Annotated in this window: 17 protein-coding genes; 8 read left to right on the top strand and 9 right to left on the bottom strand. The window is 71.1% G+C overall.

Annotated elements, in window-relative coordinates; all coding sequences use genetic code 11:
* Positions 1-176 precede the first annotated feature (176 nt).
* On the top strand, positions 177-1,499 hold the full coding sequence (gene manA / locus FFS20_RS01315; RefSeq protein WP_249356384.1) for a mannose-6-phosphate isomerase, class I: 1,323 nt from the start codon (positions 177-179) through the stop codon (positions 1,497-1,499).
* Positions 1,500-1,670: 171 nt separating this feature from the next.
* On the opposite strand, the gene FFS20_RS01310 is transcribed toward manA, so the two are convergent.
* Genes FFS20_RS01310 through FFS20_RS01295 form a run of 4 tightly spaced genes read right to left on the bottom strand, consistent with a single transcriptional unit; the run spans position 1,671 to position 5,024 of the window.
* Positions 1,671-2,336 carry a CoA transferase subunit B gene (locus FFS20_RS01310; protein WP_137824140.1) on the bottom strand — a complete coding sequence of 222 codons (666 nt, stop codon included), beginning with the start codon at positions 2,334-2,336 and terminating at the stop codon, positions 1,671-1,673.
* Positions 2,337-2,348: 12 nt separating this feature from the next.
* Complete coding sequence (locus FFS20_RS01305) at positions 2,349-3,137, bottom strand: CoA transferase subunit A (protein ID WP_137824139.1); 789 nt, start codon at positions 3,135-3,137, stop codon at positions 2,349-2,351.
* A complete protein-coding gene (locus tag FFS20_RS01300) occupies positions 3,125-3,850 on the bottom strand; it encodes a hypothetical protein (protein WP_137824138.1) in 726 nt (241 codons plus the stop codon). Before FFS20_RS01300 ends, FFS20_RS01305 begins: the two co-directional genes overlap by 13 nt.
* A gap of 34 nt (positions 3,851-3,884) precedes the next feature.
* Positions 3,885-5,024, bottom strand: coding sequence for a coenzyme F420-0:L-glutamate ligase (locus tag FFS20_RS01295; protein ID WP_249356379.1), 1,140 nt, complete (start codon positions 5,022-5,024; stop codon positions 3,885-3,887).
* Positions 5,025-5,523: 499 nt separating this feature from the next.
* On the opposite strand from FFS20_RS01295, the gene FFS20_RS18510 reads away from it, so the two are divergent.
* From FFS20_RS18510 to FFS20_RS01280, 3 genes are read left to right on the top strand one after another with little or no spacing between them, the layout of a single operon-like run.
* Entirely contained in the window at positions 5,524-5,784 is a 261-nt protein-coding gene (locus FFS20_RS18510; RefSeq protein ID WP_332839545.1) for a WhiB family transcriptional regulator, read from the top strand.
* Entirely contained in the window at positions 5,781-8,942 is a 3,162-nt protein-coding gene (locus FFS20_RS01285; RefSeq protein WP_181365671.1) for a glycosyl transferase, read from the top strand. The genes FFS20_RS18510 and FFS20_RS01285 overlap by 4 nt, the downstream gene beginning before the upstream one ends.
* Entirely contained in the window at positions 8,939-10,396 is a 1,458-nt protein-coding gene (locus FFS20_RS01280; RefSeq protein ID WP_137824136.1) for a DUF5719 family protein, read from the top strand. The genes FFS20_RS01285 and FFS20_RS01280 overlap by 4 nt, the downstream gene beginning before the upstream one ends.
* A gap of 33 nt (positions 10,397-10,429) precedes the next feature.
* On the opposite strand, the gene FFS20_RS01275 is transcribed toward FFS20_RS01280, so the two are convergent.
* Positions 10,430-10,798 carry a metallopeptidase family protein gene (locus tag FFS20_RS01275; RefSeq protein WP_137824135.1) on the bottom strand — a complete coding sequence of 123 codons (369 nt, stop codon included), beginning with the start codon at positions 10,796-10,798 and terminating at the stop codon, positions 10,430-10,432.
* A 115-nt stretch (positions 10,799-10,913) separates the two neighbouring features.
* Here FFS20_RS01275 and FFS20_RS01270 point away from each other — a divergent pair, with 115 nt between their 5' ends.
* From FFS20_RS01270 to ahcY, 3 genes are all read left to right on the top strand, one after another.
* Positions 10,914-11,297 (top strand): DUF3499 domain-containing protein, encoded by a 384-nt coding sequence (locus FFS20_RS01270; RefSeq protein WP_137824134.1) that lies wholly within the window; start codon positions 10,914-10,916, stop codon positions 11,295-11,297.
* 32 nt (positions 11,298-11,329) lie between these two features.
* Entirely contained in the window at positions 11,330-12,763 is a 1,434-nt protein-coding gene (manB, locus tag FFS20_RS01265; protein ID WP_137824133.1) for a phosphomannomutase/phosphoglucomutase, read from the top strand.
* Positions 12,764-12,833: 70 nt separating this feature from the next.
* On the top strand, positions 12,834-14,294 hold the full coding sequence (gene ahcY, locus FFS20_RS01260; RefSeq protein WP_137824132.1) for an adenosylhomocysteinase: 1,461 nt from the start codon (positions 12,834-12,836) through the stop codon (positions 14,292-14,294).
* A 16-nt stretch (positions 14,295-14,310) separates the two neighbouring features.
* Here ahcY and FFS20_RS01255 read toward each other — a convergent pair whose 3' ends face one another.
* The gene (locus tag FFS20_RS01255) at positions 14,311-15,159 is read right to left on the bottom strand and encodes an RDD family protein (RefSeq protein ID WP_137824131.1); all 849 of its coding nucleotides are present in this window, start codon (positions 15,157-15,159) and stop codon (positions 14,311-14,313) included.
* An 80-nt stretch (positions 15,160-15,239) separates the two neighbouring features.
* Between FFS20_RS01255 and FFS20_RS01250 the strand changes: the two genes are divergently transcribed.
* On the top strand, positions 15,240-16,238 hold the full coding sequence (locus FFS20_RS01250) for a stage II sporulation protein M (RefSeq protein WP_137824130.1): 999 nt from the start codon (positions 15,240-15,242) through the stop codon (positions 16,236-16,238).
* 55 nt (positions 16,239-16,293) lie between these two features.
* Here FFS20_RS01250 and FFS20_RS01245 read toward each other — a convergent pair whose 3' ends face one another.
* The 3 genes from FFS20_RS01245 to FFS20_RS17825 form a co-directional block, all read right to left on the bottom strand.
* The gene (locus FFS20_RS01245; protein ID WP_137824129.1) at positions 16,294-17,580 is read right to left on the bottom strand and encodes a DUF58 domain-containing protein; all 1,287 of its coding nucleotides are present in this window, start codon (positions 17,578-17,580) and stop codon (positions 16,294-16,296) included.
* On the bottom strand, positions 17,581-18,603 hold the full coding sequence (locus FFS20_RS01240; protein WP_137824128.1) for a MoxR family ATPase: 1,023 nt from the start codon (positions 18,601-18,603) through the stop codon (positions 17,581-17,583).
* On the bottom strand, positions 18,600-19,596 hold a 997-nt coding region (locus tag FFS20_RS17825; protein WP_171006941.1), incomplete at its 5' end, for a DUF4350 domain-containing protein. The genes FFS20_RS01240 and FFS20_RS17825, both read right to left, overlap by 4 nt.

Raw genomic sequence — 19,596 nt, 5'->3', positions numbered from 1 at the left:
GGCCCCCGAGACGCACTCGCGTCTCGGGGGCCGCTGCCGTGTGTGCGGTGAACACTGTGTGACCGGGCCTGAACAGAAAGTGAAGTCACGGCATCATCGCGGGAATCCGGCAGACGCACGCGCTACGGTTGAGGGATGGACGCGCGAGAGCGCACGGACGATACGCAGGAGAGGTGATGCCGGTGCGGCGGCTGCACAACACCGTGAAGAACTTCGACTGGGGCACCCCGGACGCGATCCCCGCGATCCTCGGCACCGTCCCGGACGGCACGCCGTGCGCCGAACTCTGGCTGGGAGCGCATCCGCTCAGCCCCTCACGACTCGAACTCTCCGCCGCCCAGGGCTCGCACGGGGCGGTCGGCTACGGACACGTCGGCTCGTCCTCGTCCGTCGACGTCCGCACCTCCGGCCGACTCGACCTCGGACCCAACCTCATCGAGTACATCGCCGGTGATCCCGAGGGGCTTCTCGGACGCGACTCGCTCGAGGTCTTCGGGCCCCGCCTGCCCTTCCTCCTCAAGATCCTCTCCGCGGAGAAGGCGCTGTCGATCCAGGTCCATCCCACCCCGGAGCAGGCCGCCGCCGGATACGCCCGGGAGGAGGAGACGGGACCGGAGCTCGACGCTCCCGACCGCAACTACAAGGACGCCTCGGCGAAGCCCGAGCTCATCTACGCCCTCACGGAGTTCCACGCCCTCTCCGGATTCCGCCCGCGCAAGGCGGTGCGGGCGACCTTCGAGCGGTTCCTCTCCCTGTCACTGTCGGCGTCCGCGCTCGACTTCCTCGGTGAGATCCTCGCGTCGCTCAAGGCGCTCAGCGATGCCAAGGCGTTCGCGCGGACCGTCGAGCTCATCCTCGGCGACGACCGCGCGCCGGGACTCGTCGCGGAGATCGCCGGCCAGGACTTCGCGACCCCGCCGCGCGGGCACGCCTCCCAGCTCGGCACGGCCGTCGATCCGATGCAGACCTTCGTCGAGCTCGTCACCGACTATTCGGACGATCCCGGAGTCCTCGTCGCGCTCATGCTCTGCCGCGTCCACCTCCAGCCGGGCGAGGCGCTCGCGATGGAATCGGGGATCCTCCACGCCTACCTCGGCGGGACGGGGATCGAGATCATGGCCTCGAGCGACAACGTCCTGCGCGGGGGCCTGACGAGCAAGCACGTCGACATCCCCGAACTCACCCGGATCGCGACGTTCGCGGCCGCGCCTCCGCAGCTCCTCGAGCCCGACCGCGACGGCGTCCTCACCGGTGCGACCGAGGACTTCGCACTCCAGGCCCTGCGGTGCCCGCGCCTGACACGCATCGACCGGCGCGGGGCGGCCATCGTGCTGTGCACCTCGGGGACGATCACACTGACGTCGGTCGGGAACTCGACGACGCTGACGCGGGGACAGAGCGTCTTCATCGGCGCCAACGAACCCGCCGTCACGGCCGACGGCCACGGCGACCTCTTCGTCGCGACCACCGGACTCGATCGCGCGCTGCCCTTCGCCTGAGCGGATCGCTCTTCCCCTGAGAGGAGTCCGGAAGGGTCTGCGGGCCGGACAGCGCACGAGGCCGCTGCCCACCGACACTCCGATGGAGCGTCAGCGGGCAGCGGCCTCGTGTCGCGCACGTGCGTCCGCGCTGCCGGCAGTGCGTACCGCCGGCAGCGAGCCGCGCGGGTCTCAGACGTCGGGGACGGTGATGGTCGTGACGTCGTCGGGGACGATCACCTCGGCGCCGGTCTTCTCCTTGACCTCCTCGACGGTGACTCCCGGTGCGAGCTCGACGAGGGTGAAGGCGTCACCGGAGACATCGAGGACGGCGAGGTCGGTGATGACGCGTTCGACGACGCCCTTGCCCGTCAGCGGCAGGTCGCAGGCGCCGAGCAGCTTGTGCGTGCCGTCCTTCGCGACGTGGTCCATGACGACGATGACGCGCTTGGCGCCGTGGACGAGGTCCATCGCACCGCCCATGCCCTTGACCATCTTGCCGGGGATCATCCAGTTCGCGATGTCGCCGTTGACCCCGACCTGCATCGCGCCGAGGATCGCGGCATCGATCTTGCCACCGCGGATCATGCCGAAGCTCGCCGCCGAATCGAAGTACGAGGCGCCCGGCAGCATCGTCACGGTCTCCTTGCCCGCGTTGATGAGGTCGGGGTCGAGCTCGTCCTCAGTCGGGTACGGCCCGACGCCGAGGAGGCCGTTCTCCGACTGGAGGACGAGCCGCACCCCGTCGGGCACGTAGTTCGGGACGAGGGTCGGCATGCCGATGCCGAGATTGACGTAGCTGCCGTCGGCGAGCTCCTGCGCCGCGCGCGCGGCCATCTGGTTGCGTGTCAGTGCCATGGTCGGCTCTCCTCAGGCGTTCGCGGCGGTCGGGGTCGGGCGGAGGGTGCGCTTCTCGATCGGCTTGTCGGCGATCTGCTCCGCCGTCAGCGGGACGACACGGTGGACGAAGACACCGGGCAGGTGCACCTCGTCGGGATCGATGTCACCGGGTTCGACGAGCTTCTCGACCTCGGCGATCGTGATCCGACCGGCCTGCGCGGCCGGGGGATTGAAGTTGCGGGCCGAGGAGTGGAAGACGAGATTGCCGTCGCGGTCGCCGACGGCGGCGCGGACGAGGGCGTAGTCGGGGGCGAGCGACTCCTCGAGGACGTAGGTCTTCTCCTCGCCGAAGGTGTCGAAGACCCGGGTGTCCTTCGCCGGGGACTCCTTGATGACATTGCCGTCCGCGTCGTACTTCCACGGCATGCCGCCCTCGGCGACCTGGGTGCCCGCGCCGGTGATCGTGTAGAACGCGGGAATGCCCGCACCGCCGGCGCGCAGCTTCTCTGCGAGCGTGCCCTGCGGGGTGAGCTCGACCTCGAGCTCACCGGAGAGGTACTGCCGGGCGAACTCCTTGTTCTCCCCGACATAGGACGCGATGATCCGCCGGATCCGATGGTCGGCGAGCAGCACCCCGAGCCCGCGGCCGTCGACGCCCGCGTTGTTCGAGATCACCTCGAGGTCTGTCGTCCCCTGTTCCCTGATCGCGCGGATGAGGAATTCGGGGACTCCGACGACCCCGAATCCGCCCACGGCGATCGACGATCCATTGGCAATATCGGCCACCGCTTCTGCGGGCGTATCAACTACTTTGTCCATGTCCCCAGTCTGCCACGGACCTCACCGAGCTCCCGTGCGAGGTCCGCGATGCGAGCCTCATCGACTCCCGTGCCGAGCACGGTCTCACCGCCGCCGAGGAGGTGGCCGAGCAGGTCCGGCCACTGGTCCTCGTGCGGGGTCGAGTGGGAGACGAGGATCCCCGCCGGGCGACCAGCAGGCATCTCCGCAGTCCACGGGATCTCCGTCGTCCCCGCGGGCCCGAGGACCGCGAGGGTGCCCGAGCCGTCGAGGCGGCGCGGGGTGACGTCGGGATACGCGCGGATCGCGGAGTTGACGTCGATGAAATCGGCATCGACCGGAGTGCTCAGCGCCAGGGCGGGGGGATTGAAGACGAAGATCTCCTCCGCCGAGGCGATCGCCGGGTCCGATTCGAACCCGAGCGGGACGAGCGCGTGGAAGTCCCCGTCCGGAACGGCCGACTGCTCGCCCCCGGCACCACCCTGCGCGCCGAGGACGACACGGCCACCGGCGAGGAGGACGCTGAGGATCGCGACGAGCTCGCGCCAGTGGAGACCGCCGGGCAGCGGGACGAAGAGGGTGAAGTCGGGGCCGAGATCGTAGTCGCCGAAGAGACCGACTCCCTTATTCACCCAGTTCGCGATGACCGGGCCGGTGAGGTCGAGGGTGTCGAAGTTGGGCCCGCGCCAGAAGAGCACCGGGCCGCCGGTGCGAGCGAGGCGGGTGAGATCCATGGGTCCTGCTTTCTCAGCGTGTGCTGTCGGGGGATCAGTGCGTGCTGTCGGGGGAGAGGAGACCGATGTCGATCGTCACTCCGCGCGGGAAGCTGCCGAGATCCCCCTCGGCCCAGTGCCACTTCGTCGTCGCGGAGAGATCCTCGGCGAAGAGCGCGGTGTGCATGCGCTCGACGAGGGAGCCGAGGCCGACCATCGCCTCGAGGATCGGCGGTCCGTCGGCCTGGGTCGTCGCCGGGGAGGTCGAGGGGCTCATGATGATCCGCGAGCCGGACCCCTCGATGCGCATCCGCCAGGCCGCATGACCGGGGGTGCGCGCGTTGCCGCCGCGGACGACGCGGATCGCTCGGGAGACGCGCTCGAGGATGTCGTCGCCCCCGTCCCCGGCAGGAGCACGGCCGGGCACGGAGTCGACGCCGAGCCCGCGCTGGATCGCCTCGACGTGTCCGAAGCGGAACCAGTCCTCACCGAGGTCCCGGCACAGCGCCTTCGCTCCATCGCCACCGTTGTCGAGGTAACCGCCGGCACCGCGGATCAGCGCCATCGGCAGACCGCGGGCGGCCCCCTTGACGAGGTCGGCGGCGGCGGCGATCTCATCGCCGACGGCCCGCACGGTCACCGTCTGCACGCGCCCGTCGTCGTCGGGCAGTCCGCGCTGATCGTCGAGGCCGGAGAACCCGGAGAGGCCGAGCGCGATGTCGCCGACCCCGACCCGCCACGGCCGCGAGGTCGTATCGGAGACGACGACGCCGATGCGCACTGCGAAGGCCTCCTCGACCCGGGCGCGCAGCCGGGCGGCGGACCGGTCGGCGTCGGTGGGGTGGAGGACGACGTCGCCTCCGGAGTTCGACTGGTCGAGACCGGCCGCGGCCTGCACCGTGCCGGCCTGAGTCCGCACGACCTGGACCGTCGTTCCCGAGGCATAGCTGCGTTCGGCCACGAGGTGGGTCGAGGACGCTCGGACGAGGTCTTCGAACTCGGCCCGATCGGCCACCGAGGTCAGGCGTCCGTCGGCCTTCGACACGACCTTCGAGGCGATGACGAGGATGTCGCCGTCCTTGAGATCGATGCGGTTGCGCCGCAGACTGGTGATGAGGATGCCCGCGAGGTCCGAACCGGGCCGGATGTCCTCATCGAGGGGAGGCGCGTAGACGGTCAGCAGTCTGTCGTTCATGCCTGCTCGCGGACCGTCACCCTGGCTCATTCCTCCATATTCCCATCACAGCCGAACGAATCCGAAATTCTCACGATCCCATCAGGTGGGCACCATGGATTGTGGCAGGTGCGCATGCCGGTCACCATATCTTGTGTTCGCGGCGCGTGTGTATGTGAAGGTGTGTTCGAATACGCGGTTTCTCCCCGCTTGGATACTGCACGAGGGCTTGACTCAGCGGTAATGACACGCGTGTAATTTATACCTAAGGGGAACGCGCTTAGCACGAATTCTCGGATTCGCATGGCACAACACGCTGAGCGTGAGAAAGGGGAGAACCGTGCAGAGCGCACAGAGCAAGAGACTGGAAGACGAGGAGTTCGTCTCCGTACCGGGGGTGACCTCCCGCAGCGCCGGCGACTGGTTCGTCGAACCCGGCGCCCGCACACCGGACACGCTGCCGGACCCATTGGCGATCGATCCGAACGACCTCACACCGCTGCCCGTCGACGATGCGGCAGTGTCGCCGCTCTCGCTCCTCCTCGGCGCCGCCGAAGACGGCGAACTGTCGTGGCAGGACCAGGCGCTGTGCGCCCAGACCGACCCTGAGGCGTTCTTCCCGGAGAAGGGCGGATCGACCCGCGAGGCCAAACGCGTCTGCGAGTCCTGCGAGGTGCGCTCCGAATGCCTCGACTACGCGCTGGCCAACGACGAGCGGTTCGGGATCTGGGGCGGCATGTCCGAGCGCGAACGCCGTCGACTCAAGAAGCGAGTCGTGTGAGACCTGCCGTCACGGTCGTCGTCATCTCCGGCGACGACTCCCGCAAGGCCGAGCTCGAAACCACCCTGGGCAGGATCCACCCCGAGATCCCCGTCGTCGATCTCGGGGGCCTTGCCGTCTCCGAGGCGCTGGCCCTGCCGGCCGTCGCCGGCAGCGACTACCTGTGGTTCCTCACACCCGACTCCCGTCCCGCGCCCGGGTGCCTCGACGAGCTCCTCGATGCGATGAGCGCCGCGGACTCGGTCGCCGCGGTCGGGCCGAAGCTCTTCAGCGGCGAGCGGATCGTCTCCGCCGGGGTGACGACCACCTCGGCGGGGGTGCGCGTCAATCCTGTGGGGTCGGGAGAGCTCGACCAGGGACAGCGGGACGGGGAATCCGAGACGCTCGCGCTCGACCTGCCCGGCATGCTCATCGCCACCGGCGACCTCGATCGCATCGGCGCTCCCAGCCGCGGACTCGGCCCGGCCTACCGCGGCATCGAATACTCCCGTCGCCTCCGCGACCTCGGACGGCGGGTGGCACTCGCCCCCGGCGCTCGACTCGACATCTCGTCGGCCGAGGCGGCTCAGCTCGGCACCTCGGCCAAGCCCCCGTCCTCGCGCGGCCAGGTGCGCACCGAACAGCGCTACCGGCTCAGCCTCGCCCGGCCCGGCCTCGTCCCACTGCTCATCACCCTGGCCGCGACCCAGCTCGGTTCCGGGCTGCTCTCCCTGCTCGGCAATGACGTCCGCACCGCCGGCTGGCGCTTCGCCGCGCTTGTCGGCCTGCCCGCCGACGTCCGCGCGACCGCCCGCCTGCGCCGGGCCAACGCGAAACGCGGCCGGCTCGCGAAGCGCGCGAACACCGCGCACCTCGACTCGCTCTTCGCCGACCCCGAGGAACTCGCCGTCCACCGGCGCAGCATGGCCGCGCGCGGCGCCGGGACCGGCTCCGGCGACGGCGACCACGACTCCCTCGACGAGGCCGACCTCAATCAGGTCGGTGACACCGAGGAGGCCATCGACTCGTTCTCCCGCCTCGAGGTCAGCGGCGGCGCCGGCATCTTCACGCACCCGCTCTTCCTCCTCATCCTCGCCTCCGGTCTGCTCAGCGGCCTCGTCTCGCACCGGCTCGTCGGTCCCGGACACCTCGTCGGGGGTGCGCTGGGGTCGACCGACATCGGCTACGGGGAGCTCGTCACGCGGCTCCTCGGCGGCTTCCTCGACGCCGGCACGGGCATCGACGCCCCGGCCGATCCGCTCCAGCTCGTCCTCGCGGTGCTCGGTCTGCCGTTCCTCGGCAACCTCGACGTCGCGGTCCGCGTCCTCATCCTCGCCGCCCCGATCGCGGCGGCGATCGCCGCGTACGCGTGCGCCGGCATCCTCGTGTCCGGCAAGTGGGTCCGCGGTTTCGCCGGTCTCCTGTGGCTCGTCGCCCCGCTCTTCGTCATGGGGCTCTCGACCGGCCGCCTCGGCGTCATCCTCGTGTGGATCGCCGCACCGCTGTTCATCATCGCGCTCACCCGCAGCCTCCGCACCGGCTCGGTCTCGGCGGCCGCGGCGGCCGGGCTGCTCCTCGTCGTCATCATCGCCGGCGTCCCGCTCATGCTCGTGGTCGGCCTCGTCCTCACGATCGCCCTCGTGGTCCGCCGGCGGGGTCTGCGTCATCTCTGGCTGCTCGCCCCGACCCTTGTGCTCACGTGGCCGTGGCTCGCCGGGGTCGTCACCCACCCCGGCACCCTGTTCGTCATGCCCGGTCAGACGCTGTCGCCGGGCACCGCTCCGACGTATCTCCTCGCTGTCGGGTTCCCCGCCCCGCTCGATCCCACGTGGCTGACAGGACTGCTCGAACCGCTCGGGGTGACCGGCGTCAGCCAGCTGTGGGCGCTCGTCATCGTCCTGCCGATGCTCCTGCTCGCCTTCCTCACCCTCATCGAGGCCAGGATCCCGCTCACGGTGCTCACCTGGGCGGTCGGGCTCTACCTCACCGGCCTCGTCGTCTCGATCATCCAGGCGCACCTGCCCGCCCAGGTCGGCCCGTTCGCGCTCATCGGGTCGTACCCGGCGGCCGGAGTGACGCTGACGAGCATCGGTGCGATCGCGCTCCTCGTCCTCGGCGCCGACCGCCTCACCGCGGCCCCGCGCAGAGTCTCCCGGGTTCCCCTGCGCGTGCTCACCGGCCTCGTCGCCGTCGCCGCCGTCGGCCTCGCCGTGCTCGGCACCGGTCCTGCCTCCGAGGCGGTGTCGACGACGGAGGACGGCACTGTTCCCGCCCTCGCCGCCGACCGGGCCGCCGGACCCACGGAGGCCCGCACGCTGCGCCTCGACGCCGTCGACGGCGACGTGCTCGCCACCCTGCTCTCGACCGCTGACGGCACCGTCATCGGCACCTCGACCGTGGCCTCCGCCGAGGCGGTCGGCGGTCCGCCGTGGCAGCGGCGACCGCTGCCCATCGGCGAGGACGAGGTCCTCGTCGCCCAGGCCGCGGCCGCGCTGTCGGCCGACGACGCCGGCGACGTCCGCGAGCTGCTCGGCCGCCTCGGCGTCGATTTCGTCCTCGTCGACGAGGACGACGCCGCGCTGCGCTCCTCCGTGGCCGCAGCGACCGGCCTCGTCGAGGTCGGACCGACGGATGCGGGTGTGCTCTGGAACGTCGACAAGCCCTACAGCGGCCGCTTCCTCGTCCGCGAACCCGACGGCACGCTGTCGACGGCACCGCGCTCCGGGGAGACGATCGACATCGCGCCCGGCGCGGACGGGCGCACGCTCGTCGTCGCCGAGGCCGCACACGGGACGACCGCGAGCATCGACGGAGAGGACCTCCCGCGCCCGGCCGAACCGGATCAGGCGTGGGATGAGCAGTTCACCCTGCCGGCCGCGGGCGGCACCGTCGAACTCGACGATGCGTCACCGCTGATGGCGGCCGGGGTCATCGCCGGCTGGGTGCTCGGTCTCCTCTGCCTCATCGTCGCCCTGCCCATCGGCAGCCGCCGCCCCGGCCCGAACCGTGCCATGCGGCGGGCCGAGCCGGCGACCCCACGAGGGGAATCCGAGACCGCGGCGCAGCGCACCGCCCCTGACGACACCGCCACTGAAGGCACCCCCGCTGACGACAGGGCACCACTGGACGGCTCGTCGGCTGACGGTGCCGCAACGGACAAGTCGGAGGAGAGAGCATGAGGCTCGGCCGCAGCACCGTGACATTCGCAGCGATTGCCGTTCCCGGCATCCTCATCGCCACGACGTCGTTCCTCACCCCGCTGCCGGCGGGCACGCTCAGTCGCAGCCCCGAACAGGTGCGCATGCCGACCGCAGACACCCAGGTGATCTGCCCGGGACCGCTGCTCACCGATCAGGCCGCCGAGGGCACCGACGCCGAGTTCGTCGACGATTCGAACGTCAGCACCCGCGTCGTCTCCGCGACCGCCCCGATCAGTGCCGCCGACGGCTCCGTGAGCGCCTCGCGTCTCCAGGTCGCCACCCTCGGCGGGTCCCCGGACTTCGACAACCCCGCTTCAGGAGGTTTCGTCTCCGGCGACGATGCGGTCGAGAACACGAAGATCGTCACCGGCTTCGCCCGTCCCGGAGCCCCCGCCCTGACCACGGCGCTCCAGACCGTCGAAGGCACCTCCGGGGACCTCACGGGGCTCGCCACCCTCACATGCGCGGCACCCGCGGCGAACTTCCGGATCGTCGCCGGATCGGGTGAGGCGGGATCGAACTCGCAGCTGCTGCTGAGCAACCCCGGCAGCGTGCCCGTCCAGGCCCAGGTCCAGGTGATGACCCCCTCGGGATCGCGGGGTGAACCGACCGAGCTGAGCATCCGGGCCGGCTCCCAGCGGGCCGTCCGCCTGGCCGGACTCGCCGCGGGCGCCCCCGAACTCGCCGTCGACGTCTCCGTCGACGGGGGAGTCCTCGCCGGCTCGATCCAGGAGACGAAGCTCGACGGGCTCACCCCGCAGGGCATCGACCTCGCCGCGCCGGGGGCACCGGCCGCGAACCAGCAGGTCCTCACGGGACTCGACGGCAGGAGCGTGCGCGTGCGCGTGGCCAACCCCGGTGACGATCTCGCCGAGGTGGCCCTCAAGGCCTACGGTCCCGACGGGGAGGTCGACATCCCCCGTTCGGCGCTCACCGTCGTCGCCGGGGGCGTCGCCGAGGCCGACCTCGGCGAGCTCACGGCCACGAGCCTCGTCCTCCAGTCCGACCAGCCCGTCCAGGCCTCGGCATCCGTGGCGACGAATCCCGACGGGGGAGCCGGCGACTTCGCGACGATCACCGCCACCGAAGGCCTCGCCGACGCACAGCTCATGGCCCTGCCGCGGACCGGGACCGCACAGCTCTTCCTCTCCCCGGGGCAGGGGCAGGTGCAGGTCAGCGGCATGCTCGACGACGGCTCCCTGACCGACCCGCGCACCGTCGACCTCAACCCGACCGCGACGACGACCCTGGCTCCGGCCGAGATCTCCTCCGAAGCGGTGCGCGCCCTCGTCATCAGCGGACAGGGCGCTGCCGGGTCACAGGCCGACGGCGTCCATGCGAGCCTCGTCGTGACCTCGGACAGCGGGCTGTCGGCAGTCATGCCCGCGCCGGCCCCGGCCGGCGTCGCCTACCGCGACATCCGACTCGACTGAGGAGCCGGCTCGGCCGCAGGCCGGCTGTGTCGTTCAGCCCTGCGCGCCGCGCAGCAGCGCGACCTGGTCGGCGATCACCTCGGCGATGAGGGTCTCCCGTGTCCCGCCGAGGCTGTGGTATTCGATGGGCCGACGATAGAGCACGATGTGCGTGCGGCGCTGCGGGGTCGCGGGGAACACCCGACCGAAGCTCGGCTCCGTCGACCCCGGCGGGGGGACGACATCGATGGCGAGGACCACCTCGGCGAGGAGATCGGGCTCCTGCTCACGGTGCCGGGCGAACTCCTCGGCGGCGACCCGCGCGAAGGACTCCGCCCGGGTCGCGCGCGCGGGGACATTCGCGCGGAAGAGGGGGGACCTCAGGCCCCGTCCGTGCCGGTCCCGGCGGCGTCTGAAGCTCATGGTCGATGATTCTACCGAGACCCCTGCCCGTCCGCGGAGGAAACCCGCAGAACTCGTCGGCCGCTCGGCCCGGCCACCGGGGAACGGCCAGTGACAGCGTGTAAAGTGAACGACTGTGTCAGCCTTGCGAACGTGCTCGAAAGTCAGCTGCTCGCGCAGCGCCTCCGCGACCATGACCTATGTGCATGCGGACGCGTGTGTCGTCGTCGGTCCCCTCGCCCGCCGCGCCGAACCCGGCGCCCACGACCTCTGCGCCGATCACGCCGCCCGGCTCACCCCGCCGGTGGGCTGGGAGCTCATCCGCATCGGCGCGTCCGAGGAACCGCCCGAGCGCACCCATGACGATCTCCTCGCGATCGCCGACGCGGTGCGCGAGGCCGCGGCGACCCCCGCACCTGGCCGCGCGAGCGGACCGCGCGCCGTCGACGCCGACACCGACTCCGACGCCGATTCCGGGCAGGGCCGCAAGCACGGTCACCTGCGCATCATCGGCCCGTGAGCGCCTCCGACGATCTCCACGAAGGACACCCCATGACCCTCCCCGCCTCCCGTGCCCGCGCCCTGGCCACCGCCGTCGGCGCCTACGACATCCGCGGGAGGATCCCCGACGAACTCGACGACGACATCCTCTTCGCCCTCGGCTGGGCCACGGCCACCGCGATGGCGGAGATCCACGGCAGCACCGAGGTCGTCGTCGGCCATGACATGCGCCCGAGCTCCCCGGGATTCGCCGGGGCCTTCGCCGCGGGCGTCGCCGCCGCGGGTCGGCGCCCGGTCCTCCTCGGCCTCTGCTCGACCGACCAGCTCTACTTCGCCTCCGGGATCTTCGACCTGCCCGGGGCGATGATCACCGCGAGCCACAATCCCGCCGACTACAACGGGATCAAGATCTGCGGCCCCCGTGCCGGCGGCGTCAGCCTCGACTCCGGACTCGGACGGATCCGCGACCTCGCCCCCGACGCCCCGGCGCCTGAGCCGGAGGCCGCCCCGGTGCCCGTCGACGAGCGCGCGGCGGCGACGATGCGGGGCAGCTATGCCCAGCGCATCCGTCAGCTCACCCACGTCGACGGCGTGCGCGGTCTGCGCGTCGTCGTCGACTGCGGCAACGGCATGGCCGGACGGCTCCTCGACGAGGTCTTCGGCACCGCCGCGGGGCTGCCCGAGCTCGACCTCGACGTCATCGGCCTCTACACCGAACTCGACGGGACGTTTCCCAACCATGAGGCCAACCCCCTCAAACCCGAGAACCTCGTCGACGTGCAGAGGGCGGTCGTCGAGTATGGCGCCGATCTCGGGCTCGCCTTCGACGGCGACGCCGACCGGTGCTTCTTCATCGACGAGACCGGAGCGACGCTGTCGGCCTCGGCCGTCGGCGCTCTCGTCGCCGAACGCGAGATCACCCGCGCCCGGGCCGCCGGCGCCCAGACGCCCGCGGTCATCCATAACCTCATCACCTCCCGCAGCGTCCCCGAGGCGATCGCCGCCGCCGGCGGTCGCGCGATCCGCTCGAAGGTCGGCCACTCCGGGATCAAGACCCTGATGCGCGAGGAGCACGCGGTCTTCGCGTGCGAGCACTCCGCGCACTTCTACTTCGAGGAGTTCTACGGCGCGGATTCGGGCATGCTCGCCGCCTGCCACCTCATCACCGCTCTCGCCACCGCCGGCGGCCTGGCCTCGAGCCTCGTCGCCGCCTACGACACCTACCGCCAGTCGGGGGAGATCAACTTCACCGTCGCCGATCCCGATGCCGTCCTCGCCGCGTTCGCCGCGGCCGCCGCCGACTTCGGTCCCGGGCGCATCGAGGAACTCGACGGGATCAGCGTGCAGGGCGAGGACTGGTGGGTCAACCTGCGCAAGTCGAACACCGAGCCGCTCGTGCGGCTCAACGTCGAAGCGCCCGACGAGGCGCGCGTGCGCGAACTCACCGACCTCGCCACCGTCATCGTCTCCGGCCGGGCCGCCTGAGCCTGCCGCACCGACACTCAGCCGCACTGACTCTCAGCCGCACCGACACCCCACCGCACAAGGAGGCACCGTGCTCGAACCCACTGACTTCCAGGTCGCCGATCTCAGTCTCGCCGAGGCGGGTCGCCATCAGATCCGACTCGCCGAACGCGAGATGCCCGGTCTCATGGCTCTGCGCGAGGAGTACGCGGAACAGGCTCCGCTGGCCGGTGCCCGCATCGCCGGCAGCCTCCACATGACGGTGCAGACGGCCGTGCTCATCGAAACGCTCGTCGCCCTCGGCGCGCAGGTGCGCTGGGCGAGCTGCAACATCTTCTCGACCCAGGACGAGGCCGCGGCGGCCGTCGTCGTCGGTCGCGGCACCCCCGAGGCCCCCGAGGGCGTGCCCGTCTTCGCGTGGAAGGGCGAGTCCCTGCCCGAGTACTGGTGGGCCGCCGACCGGATCTTCGACTTCGCCGACGGACCCAATCTCATCCTCGACGACGGCGGGGACGCGACGATGTACGTCCTTCAGGGTGCGGCCGCCGAAGCGGCCGGACGCGTGCCGAGCGCAGCCGAGGACGATCCCGAGGAGTACCAGGCGTTCCTCGCCCAGCTCGAATCCGCGATGACCGCGGCACCCGGGCGCTTCACCGCGCTGGCCGCCGGCATCCGCGGAGTGAGCGAGGAGACGACGACCGGAGTCAACCGGCTCTACCGCCTCGCCGAGGCGGGGGAGCTGCCGTTCCCCGCGATCAACGTCAACGACTCCGTGACGAAGTCGAAGTTCGACAACCGCTACGGCATCCGCCATTCCCTGCCCGATGGGCTCAACCGCGCCACCGACGTCCTCATCGGCGGCAAGATCGCCGTCATCGTCGGCTACGGCGACGTCGGCAAGGGCGCCGCCGAGGCGCTGCGCGGTCAGGGGGCACGGGTCGTCGTCACGGAGATCGACCCCATCTGCGCCCTCCAGGCGACGATGGACGGCTACCAGGTCGCCCTCCTCGACGATGTCGCCGCCGAGGCCGACATCGTCATCACGACGACCGGCAACACCCGGGTCGTCGGCGTCGAGACGCTCCAGCGGCTCAAGTCCGGGGCGATCGTCGGCAACGTCGGGCACTTCGACGACGAGATTGACCTCGCCGGTCTGCGCCGCCTGCCCGGGGTGTCGACGATCGAGATCAAACCGCAGGTCCACCAGTGGACGGTTCCCGTGCCCGCCGAGCTCGGACTCGATCGGGAGACCACGGAGATCCTCGTCCTCTCCGAAGGCCGCCTGCTCAACCTCGGCAATGCCACGGGCCACCCGTCGTTCGTCATGAGCGCCTCGTTCAGCAACCAGGTGCTCGCCCAGATCGAACTGTGGGCCGCGCACTCCGACTACGACAACTCGGTGCACCGGCTGGCGAAGGAGCTCGACGAGAAGGTCGCCCGCCTCCATCTGCCCGCCCTCGGAGCGCGCCTGAGCGAGCTGACGAAGGAGCAGGCCGAGTACATCGGCGTCGACGTCGCCGGTCCCTTCAAACCCGATCACTACCGGTACTGAGGCGGGCGCAGCCTCGTCAGCGGCGGTGCTCGCCCGGCGTGGTCTCGGCACGCATCCGCAGGCCGTGCGGCAGATGGTCGATGCCGGCGCGGAACCGGCGTGCCTGCGCATCTCGGCGCTGCTGCTTCGCGGCCTCGGTCACCCGCTGCCGGTGGGCGATCGCGGAGAGGAACTGCTCGGGCAGGGTGCCCTCCGGCGGGGCGGGGGCGACATGGGGATTGAGCTCCGTGGCGAGTTCGATGGCCCGCTGCCACCGGGACTCGTGGCTGAGGTTCGGGGCGATCGCGAGGAACGCGACGATGCGCCGGTGCAGTCCCGTCGGCACCGCGGAGACATCGGTCTCGCTCAGCCACTGGACGAGCTGCGGGGCGACGTGGGTGGTGACCGGCGGGGGCGGGCTCGTGCGTTCGCTCACCGCAAGCGTCCCGGCCAGATAGTCGCCGAGGCGCTTGGTCTGCGGTGAGACGAGACCGGAGAGCGCGGCGAGCCCGCCGCCGGTCGCGAGCACCTCGAAGGGCCACAGGAGCGCGCGGATGACGGAGTGCCGCACCCGGATCGCCCCGCCGTCGTCGCGGACGATGCGCAGACCGAGGATGAGCTTGCCGACCGACCGGCCCTTCGTGAGCACCTCGACGAGCATCGGCAGGAGGACGAAGACGCTGATGCTCATGATCGTCATCACCGACCCGAGGATGAGGGTGTTGACCTCGACGATCCGCAGAAGCAGCCAGAACATGCCGATGAGCAGACCGATGTTGACGAGGCTGTAGATGAGCCAGTCGATGGCGCAGCTGAGCGCCCGGGCGGCCAGCGCTGCCGGCTGGACGCTGAGTTCGACGGCTTCACCGGTCACGAGAGTGCTCACCCCACCATCCTGGCACACCGAGGCGGTCGCCCGCCTGCGGCACAGACTCGGACCGGTTCCCGATCGTCTAGGGTGGAGGCATGGATCCGAACCTGCTGGCCGAGATGCACGGCGAGAACTGGCGGGAGCTCGCGGATCTCGCGAAGCGCAATCGGCTCGATCCGGCGCAGTCGCAGCGCTTCCTCGACCTCTACCGGGCGGCGTCGAAGGACCTCTCCCAGATCATGACGGTTGCCCCGGACTCCCTCGAGGCGGCGCGGCTCTCGGCGATCGTCCACCGGGCGCGGAACCACCTCTCGTCGGTGCCGTCCGGCGGTCTGTCCGGCATCGCCCGCTACTTCGCCATCGCACTGCCGCTGTCGATCTACCGGCTGCGCTGGGACTTCGTCGTCATCGCCCTCGCGTTCCTCGCCGCCTCGGTGCTCGCCGGGGTGTGGGCGGGCACCCACCCGGAGGTCCTCGACACGTTCGGCGACTACGAGTACCGGCGGCAGTTCGCCGAACAGGACTTCGTCGAGTACTACAAGGAGAACCCCAACGGCTTCTTCGCCATCGGCGTGTGGACGAACAACGCGTGGATCGCCGTGCAGTTCGTCCTCCTCGGCGTCACCGGTGTCTTCGTCCTCCAGGGACTGCTCCTCAACGCCGTCAACGTCGGCTTCTCCGGGGCGATGATGTTCGAGTTCGACCGCGGTGCCGACTTCTTCCTCTACATCCTTCCCCACGGCATCCCGGAGATCAGCTGCATCCTGCTCGCCGCGGCCGCCGGCCTGCGGCTCTTCTTCGCCTGGGTGATCCCCGGCCCGCAGCTGCGCCGCACGAAGCTCGCCCGGGAGGCGCGCTCTCTCCTCGTCGTCGCCGGGGGACTCGTCATCATGCTCTTCCTCTCGGGTCTCATCGAGGGCTTCGTCACGCCCAATCCGCTGCCGCCGGCCCTGAAGATCGCGATCGGCGTCGCCTACACGGCCGCCATCGTCGTCTACGCGGGAACGCTCGGAAGGCGAGCAGCCCGGGCGGGGCTGTCGGCGGACCTCGAGGACCACGAGGCGGGTTACGCGATCGTCGCCACCGACCGGTGACCGCGCCGAGAGGACGGTCCCGCGCCGAGGCGGTGGTCGGCAGTGCCCGTGCGGCTCAGAGTCGGCCGGTGGCCTTGAGCCCGATGTAGAGGTCGGCGAGCGCTCCGGGCAGGCGCTCGGGGGTCGCTGCGACCGAATCGACGCCGATCCCGCGCAGCCGGGCACGCAGGGCCTCCACCGTGAGGAGCTCGGCGGCTGCCGCGGCTGCGGTGTAGACCTCGGTGGCGTCGCCGCGGCGGGCGGCGAGGTCGTCGAGGTCGGGGTCGGCGACGGAGGCGACGACGACGCGGTGGCGGCTCATCAGCGTCGGGAGGACGGGGAGGATCTCCTCGGCCACGGTCGCCTCGTCGAGGGCAGTGATGACGACGACGAGGGCGTGCTGCCGCGAGGTCGCGAGCACGCTGGCAGCGATCTGCTCCCAGTCGGCGTCGTAGAGCTCGGGGTGGACGGGGGTGAGCGCGACGGAGAGGTCGTGGACCGGGTCGGAGGAGCGGTGGCTCGAGGCGGTCGCGCGCACCCGGGCATCGGCGACGATGACGTCGACGCGGTCGCCGGCCCCGGCGGCGAGGGCCGTGAGCAGGAGAGCGGATTCGAGGGCGGCGTCGAAGACCGTGCCCGCACCGCTGCGGCGGGCGGCGAGCCGGGAGGAGTCGACGACGATGACGACCCGGCGATCGCGCTCCGGGCGCCATGTCTTGACGATGAGGTCCTGGGCGCGGGCACTGGCCCGCCAGTCGATCGACCGGACGTCGTCGCCGTCGACGTAGTCGCGCAGGGAATCGAACTCGGTGCCCATGCCGCGGATCATCACCGCCGACCGCCCTTCGAGCTCCCGCAGCTTCTGCACCTTCGACGGCAGCTCCCGGCGGGAGACGAAGGGCGGCAGGACCCGGATCGCCGCGGGGACGTCGACGCTCTTCTGCCGCCGGACGAGGCCGAGGGCAGTCGCCGTGCGCAGCGTCACCTGATCGGCGGCGAGGGCACCGCGTCTGCGGGGAGTGAACACGGTCGTGATCTCCCGCGTCTCACCGGGATCGAGGGTGAGCGCGGTCCGGGTGCTGTGGGCTCCGGCGCTCGGGGCCCACGCGTCGCGCACGTGCAGCCGGATCCGCCGGGGCGAATCGTTGACGAGGGTGAGTGTGGCCGTGGTGTCCTCGCCGAGGCGGACCATCGGCCCCGGCGTGCGCTGGAGGCCGATGAGGCGCGGGGCGGGGGCGAGCCGCCAGTCGACGACGGCGACGACGGCGATGACCCCGGCGACGATGAGCGCGCTCGGCCACCCCGGGACGAGCATCACCGGCACGATCCCGAGGAGGGTGAGGAGAAGCAGACGAGAGGTCATTCAGCGGGGGACCTCGGTGGTCGCGACGATCGAGTCGAGGACCTGGCCGACGTTCAGCCCGTCCATCTGCGCCTCCGGACGGAGGATGACCCGGTGGCCCAGGGTCATCGGCACGAGGAACTTGACATCGTCGGGGGTGACGTAGTCACGACCGGCCAGCCAGGCCAGGGCGCGAGCGGCGGCGAGCATCCGCGTCGCCCCGCGGGGTGAGACGCCGAGTGCCAGGGACGGCGCCTGCCGGGTGGCGCGGGCGAGATCGACGATGTACGTGATGATCTCCGGTGCGATGTGGACGGTCGCCACCGCCTGCCGGGCCCGGGCGATCATGTCGCGGTCGAGCACGGGGCGCAGCCCCGCGTCGTCGAGGCGGCCGGCGTCGAAGCCGTGGGCGTGCCGGTCGAGGATCTCGAACTCGCGGTCGCGATCGGGCAGGGTGAGGACGAGCTTGAAGAGGAACCGGTCGAGCTGGGCCTCCGGCAGCGGGTAGGTTCCCTCGTACTCGAGGGGGTTCTGCGTGGCGGCGACGATGAAGGGCTCGGGCAGAGCCCGGGAGCGGCCGCCGACGGAGACCTGATGCTCCTCCATCGCCTCGAGCAGCGCCGACTGCGTCTTCGGCGGCGTCCGGTTGATCTCATCGGCGATGAGGACGTTCGTGAAGACGGGCCCGCTGCGGAACTCGAAGTCCGAGGTGGCAGCGTCGAAGACGAGCGACCCGGTGACGTCGGAGGGCATGAGGTCGGGGGTGAACTGGATGCGCGTGTGATCGAGGTCGACGGCCGTGGCGAAGCTGCGCACGAGCAGGGTCTTCGCCACCCCGGGCACGCCCTCGAGGAGCACATGGCCCTGGCACAGCAGGGCGAGCAGCAGGCCGGTGACCGCATCGTCCTGGCCGACGACGGCCTTGCCGATCTCACCGCGCACCGCGGCGAAGGCCGCCGCGAGCGGGTCGGCGGGAGACTCGGCCGGTGGGACGGCCGGTGCCTGCGGGGGAGTCGAGGGGCGCGCGGGGTGGCTGCTGGTCATGGGATCTCGCTTTCGATGACATCGATGAGGTCGACGACCTCGGTGAGTTCGCGGTCGGTGGCGGGGGCGGCGGTGACGAACGCCCAGGTCACCTGCGTGGGGTCGCGGCCTGTCGCGCCGGCGATCCGAGTGAGGAGGACATCGCGGCCGACCTCGGGACCGAGCGCGAGACGCCCGGCGATGCGCAGCAGCGCCGCGGTGCGCAGCGCGTGGAGGGCCCCGGCGCGGTCGCGACTGCGCTCAGCCAGTGCCGCCCGGCCGAAGACGGTCTCGACGGCGGGCACGACGACGGGCAGGCGTTCGACGGCCAGCGGTCCGAAGCGGCGCCCGAGGACGAGGAGGAGAACGAGGAGGCAGGGGACGAGCCAGCCCGCGCCGGCGAGGAACCAGCTGGGCACGAAGTCGATCGTCGACGGGGGAGGAGCGACATCGGTGCCCTCCCGCGGGTAGTAGACGACGAGGTTCGGAGTCTGCGACAGCGTCGAGAGGGACAGCGCCGCGTTGCCGTCCTCGTCGATCTCGCCGTTGCTCAGCCAGCTGCCGTTGCCGAGGACCGTCAGCGGGACGTCACCGCCGTCGTCGACGACGAGCTGCCCGGCGGGGTCGCTCGGGTCCGCGATGATTCCGGGTCCGGTCTGCGGATAGCAGATGCTGATCTGCCGGTCACCGGGCTCGACGGCAGAGTAGAGGTTCTCACCAGTGCTCACGTCACCGGCCGCCACGGCTGCGGGAAGCCGGCACGCGGGCGCGGACACCGGATCGGGGTCGGCCAGCGGGGAATCGGAGACCGCGGTGGTGAGCCGATCGGTGAACGCGCCGAGGCTGACGCCGGGGTCGACGAGGACGAGCCGGTTGCGCTCCTCGCGCAGGGCCGCGGTCAGCCCGTCGACGTCCCCGGGACTGAGGACGTCGGCACCGGCGGGAATGAGCAGCGTTGTGTCGGGCCGGGCACTCGCCTCCCGGGCCGCATCGAGGCTCTCCGTCGTCACCACC

The organism is Brevibacterium sp. 2SA (genome assembly GCF_005502845.1).
Lineage (GTDB): Bacteria > Actinomycetota > Actinomycetes > Actinomycetales > Brevibacteriaceae > Brevibacterium.
This window is presented reverse-complemented; position numbering and strand designations above follow the sequence as displayed.

Bases quoted from the DNA above. Each gene is read 5' to 3' on its own strand.
- manA (WP_249356384.1), top strand. From the start codon at position 177: ATGCCGGTGCGGCGGCTGCACAACACCGTGAAGAACTTCGACTGGGGC.
- FFS20_RS01310 (WP_137824140.1), bottom strand. From the start codon at position 2,336: ATGGCACTGACACGCAACCAGATGGCCGCGCGCGCGGCGCAGGAGCTC.
- FFS20_RS01305 (WP_137824139.1), bottom strand. From the start codon at position 3,137: ATGGACAAAGTAGTTGATACGCCCGCAGAAGCGGTGGCCGATATTGCC.
- FFS20_RS01300 (WP_137824138.1), bottom strand. From the start codon at position 3,850: ATGGATCTCACCCGCCTCGCTCGCACCGGCGGCCCGGTGCTCTTCTGG.
- FFS20_RS01295 (WP_249356379.1), bottom strand. From the start codon at position 5,024: ATGAACGACAGACTGCTGACCGTCTACGCGCCTCCCCTCGATGAGGAC.
- FFS20_RS01280 (WP_137824136.1), top strand. From the start codon at position 8,939: ATGAGGCTCGGCCGCAGCACCGTGACATTCGCAGCGATTGCCGTTCCC.
- FFS20_RS01275 (WP_137824135.1), bottom strand. From the start codon at position 10,798: ATGAGCTTCAGACGCCGCCGGGACCGGCACGGACGGGGCCTGAGGTCC.
- manB (WP_137824133.1), top strand. From the start codon at position 11,330: ATGACCCTCCCCGCCTCCCGTGCCCGCGCCCTGGCCACCGCCGTCGGC.
- FFS20_RS01250 (WP_137824130.1), top strand. From the start codon at position 15,240: ATGGATCCGAACCTGCTGGCCGAGATGCACGGCGAGAACTGGCGGGAG.
- FFS20_RS01245 (WP_137824129.1), bottom strand. From the start codon at position 17,580: ATGACCTCTCGTCTGCTTCTCCTCACCCTCCTCGGGATCGTGCCGGTG.
- FFS20_RS01240 (WP_137824128.1), bottom strand. From the start codon at position 18,603: ATGACCAGCAGCCACCCCGCGCGCCCCTCGACTCCCCCGCAGGCACCG.